An 11,322-nucleotide genomic window follows, 5' to 3' on the forward strand; every position below is an offset into this window, starting at 1 on the left:
GAGCCACATTTTCCGCACGCTCAATGTATCGAGATACCCAATATAAAGTTTCGCCTACTCTTGATAACATATTATTTAGCCTCTTCGTCAACAATCCAAGTATCTTTACTGCCACCACCTTGTGATGAATTAACCACCAAAGAGCCTTTAACCATAGCAACACGCGTTAATCCACCAGTGGTAACTTGCGTATCTTTACCTGATGATAAAATAAATGGTCTTAAATCGGTATGTCGACCATCTGGTTTATTACCATCAAATGTTGGTACTGTTGATAAATCTAATGTTGGTTGAGCTACCCAGTTTCGTGGGTCCGCTTTAATTTGAGCAATACACGCTTCTTGTTCTTTTTTAGTCGATTTAGGACCAATTAATAATCCATATCCGCCAGATTCATTTGCTGGTTTAACAACAAGCTTATCGATATTTTTAATCACATGGTCGCATTCTTTCGGGTCTAAACATTTGAACGTTGGGACATTAGCAAGTTTAGCTTCCTCGCCTAAGTAGTACTTAATCATCTCAGGTACATAGGCGTAAACTACTTTGTCATCAGCAACACCTGCGCCTGGTGCATTAACTAAAGCCACATTACCTTTAGACCAAGCACGCATTAATCCAGGAACGCCAAGTTGGGATTCTGGTAAAAAGGCTTCTGGGTCTAAAAATAAATCATCTATACGACGATAAATAACATCAACTCGTTGTAGCCCTGTGATTGTTCTCATGTATACACAGTCATCTTTTTCAACAACTAAATCGCGCCCTTCTACCAGTTCGCAACCCATTTCTTGGGCAAGGTAACAATGCTCAAAATAAGCGGAGTTAAACACCCCAGGAGTAAGTACCACGACTTCTGGTTTATCTTGTGGACGAGGCGACATTGCCGCTAGCATATCAAATAATTGTGAAGGGTAATCATCAACAGGTAAAATCGACACTTGCTCAAATAATTCAGGGAATACACGCTTCATTACAGAGCGATTTTCAAGCATATAAGATACACCAGAAGGAACACGCAGGTTATCCTCAAGCACATACATTGTACCGCTGCCATCGCGTACTAAATCTGAGCCACAAATATGCGCCCATATTTTATTTGGCGGGTTTATTCCCACGCATTGCTGGCGAAAGTTAACTGATTTTTCTAGTAATCCTTTTGGAAAAACACCATCTTTTATTATTTTTTGGTCGTGGTATAAATCATCTATAAAAAGGTTAAGCGCTTCAACACGTTGCTTTAAACCAACCTCTACGCTTTGCCATTCTTTTTTACCAATAGTTCGAGGGATAATATCAAACGGCCAGGCTCTATCAATCATATTACCTTCGTTGTAAACCGTGAAAGTAATACCCATTTCTTTAATAGCTAAATCAGCAACCGCTCTGGCTTTTACTAATTCTTCTGCTGATAAATTAGCAAAAAATTGTGCTAATTGTGTTCCATGCGATCTAACGTTTCCTTGTGCATCAATTAATTCATCAAAGAAACCTTTTGTTTGGTACGCTTTCCAATCAATTTTCATACACTCTTTCACCTTATCCATCATCATATATGACGTAGTTAAACTGCTATTCCATTCGAATCATATCAACCGCTACATCAAGCAATTGACTACCGCCNGGCTAGAGTAATATGCTGATCGCGTGGTAAAACATTATTTGTTGGATCAAAATCAACCCAACCAAAGTTTGGCACAAATACCGCAAACCATGCATGAGTTGCATCTGCACCTTCTAGCTTTTCTTCGCCTTCTGGCGGCATGGTTTCTATGTACCCACTTACGTATCGACCTGCTAACCCCACGCTGCGTAAGCATGCAAGCGCAAAGTGTGCAAAGTCTTGGCAAACGCCCCTTTTTTGTGCAAAAACAGTGCTCAAAGGCGTACTAATTGTTGTAAAACCAGGATCATAATGAAATTCATGAAAAATCCGTGCCATTAAATCTTTGCATGCAGAAATTATATTTTTGTGTGCATCAAACGAAATTAATGCGTATTCCTTAATTCCTTTATCTATTGGAATAAGTTGTGAAGGTAGTACAAATTCAGACGTTTTTAATAATTCCGCTGTATTTGGTTTAACCAATAAATCACGTACTTTTCGCCAAGCAATATCAACACTCTCTAAATTGCTATTAGCGCCGACTAACAGTTCTACCTCGCTGATCATCGTTACTTTAAGTTTTTTATGCTGTATTGCTATTTCAAACGCTGTTACCTGATTATTAAAATAATCAGTAAATGTTTGTAAGTAAGTCGGTGTAGGTTCAATTTCTACACGGCTACTGTGGCATATTTGCCCGCGATTCGTTTTTGGCGTTAATCGCGCTTGGTTTTGACACAAACTAACAAAGTCTGAATAGTTGTATGTAGTCGAGTGCTTTATTTTATATTTCACGATTGAGCTTGCTCAATATTAGTCCAGTTCAATTTATTTGCCGTTTGGGTATGAGAAAAATACTGTAGTAATAATACATCACAAAATGTATCTAAGTTCATACGCGTATTATGGTTAAATTCGATTAACTGGTTACGTTGTCCATTTTCACTTTTTTGTAGGTAATCTTTCTCAGTTACATAACAACTTGTTTTAGACAGTAAAATTGCTTTTTCGTGTGCCGCAATTACGCCTTGTCTGCGTTTTGTGGGTAAATGCTTACACAACTTATTAATTTCCTCTAACTGAAATAATAAAGAACGTGGGTATTCAGCATCTAAAAGTAATAGCTCAAGCCCTGTACCAATGGTTTGATACATTCTGTATCGGCGCTTATGCGTAACTAAACTAACTTGGCAACTTAGCACTGCTTCAAGTAAGCCAAGCTCTTCGGGCTCGTCTAACTCTTTGGTTAATAAAGCCGCACTTAGTGATGTTATTTGTAAGCTACGCTCTACTCTTCTGCCCATTTCGAGTAAAAACCAGCCATTACTATTTGGCATACAATCTGTAATCGAGCCATTAAAAGCCATAATTGAGCCTATAACTCTATCTAGGCTGCTTTGCATTGCACGTGTTGGAATATTAATATTTACATTTTTAAATACTTTAATTTGCTCATTAATATCATCAATTATTCGGCGACTATCATGAGATAGTAATTCTTGAATTTGCACCGACGCATTTGCAATGTACTTTAATGTATTAATAATACTGCCAGCGCATTGCTCGTCTGCAAGCAGTTGAAAGGCGGTTTCTTTAGACAGATTTACATCAATGCCATCTAGTTTTAAATCAGGTTCTATATAGGGATAAACAATATATTGCGACCTAATGGCATTAGAAAGCCGTGCAACTATACTTTTTCGTATTGAATCTGGGTAAACAGAAAATTCGGTGTACTTGTCTATAAAAATACGCAATATACGTATGGTGTTTTCGCAGCGTTCTAAGTATCGACCCAACCAAAAAAGGTGCTCAGCCGTACGGCTCGAAATAACCCCTTCAAGTAGCGTTACATCCATTCTTTTTCTAATGGGTACCGGTGGATTATGCTCGCCTAAATCAACTCTATCTGCTGTATTTATCCATGTATCTTTGATCCAACCAGATATTCTCGGGTTGTTACTTTTTTCGTTCGAAAAACACAGTGCTGAAGGAAGTACTTCTACACCATTTTCTGTGGTTAATGCATAACACCTAAACACCACTGGCTTGGAGATTAATTGCCCGTCATGCCAAAATGGTGCACTGCTAAAAGAAGGTTTTTCTTGGAAAAAGTAATTATCGGGTTCTTTGCTAATAAGTAGCTTTATTTCTTGCTCGTCTAACACTCCATCTAACTTGAGTGTAGGGTCTATAGCAGATAGTAGTTCGAGGTTATTCCAATCAACGGCTTGCGCTTCTTTTACACTTAAATAATTTGGCTCACCTAACAACAGCGGTTGTTTTAAAATTTGCTGCGATAACTTTTCTAAGTTGCATTTTATTGAAGGTGACGAGAGCACACCACTACCAAACGGGTTTAAAACCTTAACCGACCCTTGTCGTACAGATTGTAATAAGCCCGGAATACCATGAAGTGAATATTCAGTTTGCTCTAAAGAGTCAATACAACGATCAGAAACCCAGCGTAAAATGACATTAATTTTACCCAAGCCTTGTAACGATTTTAAACAAACGTCACCACCACGTACGGTTAAGTCGGCGCTTTGTACTAATGTATAGCCAAAATAGGTAGATAGGAATGCATGCTCATTGTAGTTAGGGTCATCAATTCCTTGGGTAAGAATTACAATTCGTGGGTCATCCATATAGTGGGTATATTCATTAATACCCTCTTGGAATAGGTTTAAAAATTCTTTAATTTGCTGAACATTACATTCGGCAAATTCTTCAGCCATTACACGCCTTGCAATAATACGGCTTTTAATTAATAGCCCTAAGCCTAACGGGCACTGACAATGATCGCTTAATACTTTAAATTCGCCTGTTGGCGTGCGATAAACATCTAATGCAGTAAAAAAAAGTGTTAATTCATTACTAGGTAAACTAAAACCTTCGCGTAAGTAATTAGGGTCTTGAAAAAGCTGCTTTGCAGGAATATGACCATCAACTAATAGTGTTTGGTCACCGTAAATATCTTGCTGAATTTTATTTAATAAAAGGGTTCTTTGTTTTATTCCCTCTTCAAGCAACGCCCAATCGGCTTTAGATAACATAAATGGCAATGGGTCAAAATGCCACTGCTTATTGCTTTCATTTTTAATATTGCCATTTTGTAGCAATTGGCTAATTTCTGTAGCGCGGCTACTAACATCATCTGCTGTTAGACTAGCTAAACGCTTAAATAAAGTATCCCAATGGTCTGGGTTTAAACCACTGTGGTTTGCTAGTTCATCATGTCCATGTGATTTATCAAGGTATAAAGACAACCACTCAGGCAATTCCGGCATCGCGTTATTGTTAATATACAAGCTGAAAGCGCTCCAATTTATAGTAAATAGCCGTGTTCATAATGATGCTTTAAAAATATTTAGTCATTCCACTTTAAATAATTTCAAAGTGGAATGACACAACTATCAATTATTATTTAAAGTTAGGCTGCCTGCGTAAATCCAAGGTATTTGGATAATCAGGATTACTACTTTCTTCATCAGGTACCACGTATTCACTTGCACTTTGCGCCGATTGAAAACTATGCGTAACCGCCGATGGGCTCCAGCTTGGTTCTGCTGATGCAAGTAACGATGGTGTATGCCCATGCTCCCAAAATCTTGCAACTCTGCGCCCTTCAGCTTCAAATGCATTAACCGGTAGCGTTTCAGGATTACGACCCCCAGCATGGCTCACATGATATACAAAGCCTCCAACTGAACGACCTTCCCACGTATCGATTAAATCAAAAACTAATGGAGCATGTACGCCAATAGTTGGGTGAAGCGCTGTAGGTGGTTGCCAAGCTCTGTATCGTATACCCGCGACCATTTCATCTTTTGCTTTACCTTTAACCGGTTTAAGCGGCACTCTTCGACCATTACACGTTACAACATAGCGATCGCTCATTGTTCCTTGTACTTTTATTTGTACTCTTTCTAATGACGAATCTACATAGCGCGCCGTACCCGACGCACTTGCCTCTTCGCCTAGTACATGCCAAGGCTCGATTGCGGTTCTAAGCTCAAGTGTAACGTTATCAAGTTCTCGCGTTCCACATACCGGAAACCTAAATTCAAAAAATGGATTTAACCAACTTAACTGAAATTGAAAACCTGCTTGTTGTAAATCGCGGCTTACTTCAGCTAAATCGTTTTCTACATATTGTGGTAATAAAAACTTATCGTGTAACTCTGTACCCCAACGTATTAATGGCTTGTGGTAAGGTTTTTTCCAAAACCAAGCAAGTAAAGTACGCAACAGTAGCATTTGCACTAAACTCATTTGTGAATGTGGAGGCATTTCAAAGCCTCTAAATTCTACAATCCCTAAACGACCTGTGGCTGAGTCGGGTGAATAGAGCTTATCTATACAAAATTCTGCTCTGTGTGTATTACCCGTTAAATCCACCAATAAATTACGAAGTAACCTATCAACTAACCAAGGTTCAGGCACCTCACCTTCGGGCATATGCGAAAAGGCAATTTCTAGCTCGTATAAAACTTCATCACGGGCTTCATCCACTCGCGGCGCTTGGCTTGTAGGACCAATAAAAAGCCCCGAAAATAAATACGACAAACCAGGATGATGCTGCCAATAGGTAATAAAACTTCTTAAAATATCGGGTCTGCGTAAAAATGGGCTTTGCTCAGGTGTTTCGCCACCAAGCGTTACGTGGTTACCACCACCAGTACCAGTATGGCGACCATCTGCCATAAACTTATCGGTACCTAATCGGCATTCTTTTGCTAAACCATATAGCGTTGTAGTTCGACTGACTAATTGATCCCAGGATGTTGAAGGATGAATATTTACTTCAATAACACCTGGATCTGGCGTTACAGCGTATTTTTCTACGCGGCTATCTTTAGGTGGGCTATAGCCTTCAATAACAAGCGGCATTTTAAGTTCTTTAGCCACACTCTCTATACTACTTATTAAACCCATGTAATGTTCAAAATGACTTGTTGGTGGCATAAATATATATAAACGCCCCTCTCTCACTTCCATTACAAGCGCAGTTTTAACCATTTCTTTACCAATAAAGCCCTTTTTAAGCTTTTTAGCTTTGGTAAAATTTTCTGGAATATCAAACGGGTCGCGGTCAATAATATTGCCGCTCCACTCAAGGCTGTCTAAAGGTAGGCGATAACCAAGTGGTGATTCACCCGGTAATAAAAAACAATGACCCCGTTTAAACTCCCACGTACACGACTGCCAACAGTTTTTACTATCGTTCCATTTTAAAGGTAGAACATAGCCAACAGGCTTTTCTATGCCTTTATCCATTTTAGCTAAAAAGCCTTTTCGGCTCATTGCATGAAGAAGTTCTGGTTGATCTGGCTTTATTTCGGTAGGTAATGAGGCTTCTTGCCACATGTGATATAAAATATCTTCATAAGCCGTAGTAAGTGCCTTGGTTTCAAGACCCAGTGAGTCACACAGTTTATCAGCAAACTTTTTAGTATCAGTATGATCAAATTTATAATCTTTATTAGGATCGGCTAATAGTGCAGCATCTTGCCATAAAGGCTCGCCGTCTTTGCGCCAATAGCACGCATATTGCCAACGTGGTAATGGCTCACCCGGATACCATTTACCTTGTCCGTAATGAGTAAAGCCACCTTTTGTGTATACTTTATTCATTTCTACAAATAAATTTTGAGCTAATATTCTTTTTTCTTTACCATCGGCATCAGTATTCCACTGAGGATGTTCCATATCGTCAATAGAAATAAACGTAGGTTCGCCGCCCATGGTTAAATGTATGTTTTCTTCATTGTAAACATTATCAACGTGCTGACCTAAGCGATTAATTGCAGCCCACTGCGCCTCAGAATACGGCTTAGTAACACGTGGGTCTTCGTGTACACGCGTTACTTTATTATAAAAGCTAAACTCAGATTTACAGTCGTCTATACCGCCGGTTACCGGCGCTGCCGAGCTTGGCTCTGGCGTACACGCTAATGGAATATGACCTTCACCGGCAAATAAACCCGAGGTAGGATCAAGCCCTATCCAACCTGCACCCGGAATATACACCTCGGTCCATGCATGCAAATCGGTAAAGTCTTCTTCAGGACCGCTTGGACCATCTAGTGATTTTTGATCTGAGGTTAGCTGTACTAGGTAACCCGATACAAATCGAGATGCCAACCCTAAATGACGAAACAGTTGTACTAACAACCAAGCGGAATCACGACACGAACCTGTTTTTTTACTTATTGTTTCGTTTGCCGTTTGCACACCGGGTTCTAAACGAATGCCATAACCTACTAATTCATAAATAGCTTGATTAACAGCCACTAAAAAATCAACGCTTCTAAGCGGCTCTTTAGGGTTTAAAGATTCAATTAATTCTTTAAATTTTGGACTGGCTTTGCGTTTTTTTAAATAAGGAGTGAGTTCTGACTTTGAAATAGCATCGTAAACAAACGGGAAGTTTTCGGCGTAATCTTCTAAAAAGAAATCAAAAGGATTAATAACCGTTAGTTCGGCGACCAAATCAACTGTAAAACTAAATTCGGTAGTTGGCTTGTTAAACACCACCCTCGCTTGGTAATTACCAAAAGGGTCTTGTTGCCAATTTATATAGTGATCTTCTGGAACTATTTTTAAAGAATAACTTTTAATTTTTGTACGGCTATGTGGCGCTGGACGTAATCGGAATATATGCGGTCCCATATTAACTGACCGATCGTATTTATACTGAGTATGGTGCGAAATTCCAACTGTAATTGTCATCTATTAATTCCCCTTTAATAATGTATAGCCACAATATAACGCTAAAATATATTACTTGGCCTAATTCAACTTGTGCAATTTTTATACCAGCAAACTTATAAATTAGTGCTCCTCATCCATTTGCCGACTCATACACAAAGCAACGCCATGCATAAAGGTTTTGACCAAATTAATAGAAAAAACACACCAACTCTGTAAATATTAAACTGGGTGTAATTTATACCATCAATTTTAGATTTTTAATGGTGCAGGTAATGCACCAAAATAGTGCTTAAAAATAACTTACAATTAAAACTAGTTAATTTAAAATATTGAAATAAAACAAATAATGTTAATTTTTTAAAATACTTACTCCGTTATTTATAACGCTAAACGGGTATAATTAAAAGTATTTATTTATAGTTTAAAAATCATTAAAAATAATCATTAAATAGTAAGAAATAGTTCACAATAAAGCTGCTATTAAAGTAAGTAACGGTGCTATACTAGATCGATTTTTAACCGCTTACGTTACAGCAAAACTAACAATCTCGATGAGATAAAACAAGCAACTTTTAATACAAAGATGCTTGTTTTAAAGATTAGTTTTGCAGCGGTGTGTTTTAATTTCAGACAAAACAGAACACGTCCAATTTGAAAGACCAACACATCCCACTAACCTGTTAATTTTTCATTATCATCAATGCTAAAGGTAATGCAGCACTAGCGTATTTTCAGATTTTTTAAATCAACCCAATCTACCTAATAGGATATTTTCTTATGCAAAAGCTAACGGATGTCGGTGAAAACTTAGTTAATGGTATAGCATCTCGTTATAACCTCAGCCACGATGCAGTACTACACATGTTAGTAAGCGTTAATAACGGCGGTGGCTCTATGGCTCAGTTTAATTGCCCAGAGCTTGGTGGTTCTGGCCAGTGGATGCGTGGCGGGATGACTATGGTTGGCGATATGTTTAATAACGGCTTAAAATCAACCGTTGATAACTTATGCAACGAACTCGCTAATGTATTAAATAATAATCAAATATTTCCGGTTATTCCTGCGGGAACGCCTGGCAGCAATCAATGGTGGCCAGGTAATTTAGGCAGCCCATTCAGTAGTGGAGCGCAAAATAATATTCGCTACGCTATTTTCCCTAATCGCTTAGCCGTTGAATTAAATGGACAAGTGAGCGTATACGACACGCTAGATCACAATATTGGTGGAGTCAGCCAACAGCAAGGCAATAATACCTCTCTTACATTTAACAGTCAGTGGGGGACAATTAATGTAAATACCCTGCCATTAATTTCAGGACAAACGCCACAGGCTCCTCAAAAAGACTTTACGCAGCAAGTAACGCAGCCGAATTTTGCATCATTAACACCAAACCAAGTTGAGGCACCTGTTAATAATACAATAGCGCAATATTCGGTAGACGAAACACTTCAGATCATAGAAAAGCTGGCACAACTTCGCGACTCTAATGCGCTTAGTGATGATGAATTTAATATTAAAAAGTCTGAACTATTAAAAAGGATTTAACTACTATCCTCAAATAGCATAACGCTAACTAAAAGTGGTTTATACAGTCTCTTTTTATTCGGTAACATATGAAAACATTTAAATGTAATTGCACAGATCAACTTATTTTATTTTTTGAAAGTAGCCATTGTTTGGCTTGTGGCAGAACCGTGGGTATAGACGACGATTTCGACCAAGTTGAACCGTATGAAATCGATGAACAATCGGGGCTATTTTACAAAGCAGAAGCGCCTGAAGTTTTTTATAAAAAATGTGATAACAACGCTCAGTACCATGTGTGCAATGGTATGGTTAATTTAGATACATTTATACCCGTTGCCGATAAAGACGAAGTGCTGTGTTTTTCGTGCCGCTTTAATGAAACGGTGCCCGATTTAAGTATTGTTGAACATATTCCATTATGGAAAAAAATGGAGACAGCAAAACGTCGCGCTTTGTATACATTAAAGTCATTATCACTCCCTTTAAATACAACGATTCAAGAACCTGAAAGCGGATTAAGCTTCGATTTTATAGCAGACCGTAACGTAAGCGATCACTTTGTAAGCCCAATTATAGGTCAAGACGTTGTATTTACAGGACACGATTGCGGGCATATCACTATAAACCTAGCCGAGGCAGACGACGTAGCACGCTCACAAGCTAAAATAGCAATGGGCGAGCGTTATCGTACTTTACTTGGTCATTTTCGCCATGAACTTGGTCATTATTATTTTGATCAACTAATTGCAAATTCACCAAAAAAACATACTTTATGTAAGCAATATTTTGGTGATGACGAATTAGATTACCAGCAAGCGCTCGATACTCATTACAAACAAGGCGCGCCAGCTAACTGGCATGAAACCTTTATTAGTGAATACGCTACTATGCACCCTTATGAAGACTGGGCAGAAACATGGGCGCATTACATGCATATTATCGATACGCTAGAAACAGCCAAAAACTTTTCAATTACAGGCTCAACAACAGGTAATGAGTTTGAATTAGATGAAGCAGACGAACTTCGATTGCCACAAAGTGCTTATTACTTTAATTCACAAACATCGATTGATGCTATTTTAGATACTTGGATGGAATTTTCGATTATTCTAAATTCACTAAATCGCAGCATGGGACTTGCCGATGCCTACCCATTTGTACTAACTCAAGCGGTGCGAACTAAGTTATCTTTCATCCATCATGCTATCCATAACAGGCTAAATTTAATGCCTGATTTGGTGAGCCAAGAAAATAAGTAAATTAAAGACGGTTATTTTAATCCGTTAAAAATCTACATGCCATTTACACTCATCATGATTCTTTCATGCATGGTAAGTGGCATCTAAAAAATTTTTACTAGGGTCTGTTGATCTTTCAAGGTTAAATTTGCAGCAGTCTGTTTGGTATTTAGGCAAGGCAGAGCCTATACAGTGTGGTTATTCCCCATAAATAGGCGATAACGTAGCATTAAT

At 38.4% G+C, this 11,322-nt stretch carries 6 protein-coding genes; 2 read left to right on the forward strand and 4 right to left on the reverse strand.

Features of this window, described 5'->3' with window-relative positions:
* Positions 1-71: 71 nt before the first annotated feature.
* The 4 genes from L647_RS0112080 to L647_RS0112095 all read right to left on the reverse strand — a co-directional run bounded on the left by L647_RS0112080 (position 72) and on the right by L647_RS0112095 (position 8,341).
* Positions 72-1,526 (reverse strand): circularly permuted type 2 ATP-grasp protein, encoded by a 1,455-nt coding sequence (locus L647_RS0112080; RefSeq protein WP_007585223.1) that lies wholly within the window; start codon positions 1,524-1,526, stop codon positions 72-74.
* Between the two features lie 89 nt (positions 1,527-1,615).
* Positions 1,616-2,401 carry a transglutaminase family protein gene (locus L647_RS0112085; RefSeq protein WP_253948872.1) on the reverse strand — a complete coding sequence of 262 codons (786 nt, stop codon included), beginning with the start codon at positions 2,399-2,401 and terminating at the stop codon, positions 1,616-1,618.
* Positions 2,398-4,917 (reverse strand): circularly permuted type 2 ATP-grasp protein, encoded by a 2,520-nt coding sequence (locus tag L647_RS0112090; RefSeq protein ID WP_024611321.1) that lies wholly within the window; start codon positions 4,915-4,917, stop codon positions 2,398-2,400. Before L647_RS0112090 ends, L647_RS0112085 begins: the two co-directional genes overlap by 4 nt.
* A 112-nt stretch (positions 4,918-5,029) precedes the next feature.
* Positions 5,030-8,341 carry a transglutaminase family protein gene (locus tag L647_RS0112095; protein ID WP_024611322.1) on the reverse strand — a complete coding sequence of 1,104 codons (3,312 nt, stop codon included), beginning with the start codon at positions 8,339-8,341 and terminating at the stop codon, positions 5,030-5,032.
* 759 nt (positions 8,342-9,100) lie between these two features.
* Here L647_RS0112095 and L647_RS0112100 point away from each other — a divergent pair.
* Together L647_RS0112100 and L647_RS0112105 are read left to right on the forward strand one after the other, a co-directional pair.
* Entirely contained in the window at positions 9,101-9,868 is a 768-nt protein-coding gene (locus L647_RS0112100) for an SHOCT domain-containing protein (protein ID WP_024611323.1), read from the forward strand.
* Positions 9,869-9,936: 68 nt separating this feature from the next.
* Positions 9,937-11,109 (forward strand): putative zinc-binding metallopeptidase, encoded by a 1,173-nt coding sequence (locus L647_RS0112105; protein WP_024611324.1) that lies wholly within the window; start codon positions 9,937-9,939, stop codon positions 11,107-11,109.
* The last annotated feature ends 213 nt before the right edge of the window (positions 11,110-11,322 follow it).

Source organism: Pseudoalteromonas sp. TB64, from assembly GCF_000498095.1.
Taxonomy (GTDB): domain Bacteria; phylum Pseudomonadota; class Gammaproteobacteria; order Enterobacterales; family Alteromonadaceae; genus Pseudoalteromonas.

Bases quoted from the DNA above. Each gene is read 5' to 3' on its own strand.
- L647_RS0112095 (WP_024611322.1), bottom strand. From the start codon at position 8,341: ATGACAATTACAGTTGGAATTTCGCACCATACTCAGTATAAATACGAT.
- L647_RS0112080 (WP_007585223.1), bottom strand. From the start codon at position 1,526: ATGAAAATTGATTGGAAAGCGTACCAAACAAAAGGTTTCTTTGATGAA.
- L647_RS0112100 (WP_024611323.1), top strand. From the start codon at position 9,101: ATGCAAAAGCTAACGGATGTCGGTGAAAACTTAGTTAATGGTATAGCA.
- L647_RS0112105 (WP_024611324.1), top strand. From the start codon at position 9,937: ATGAAAACATTTAAATGTAATTGCACAGATCAACTTATTTTATTTTTT.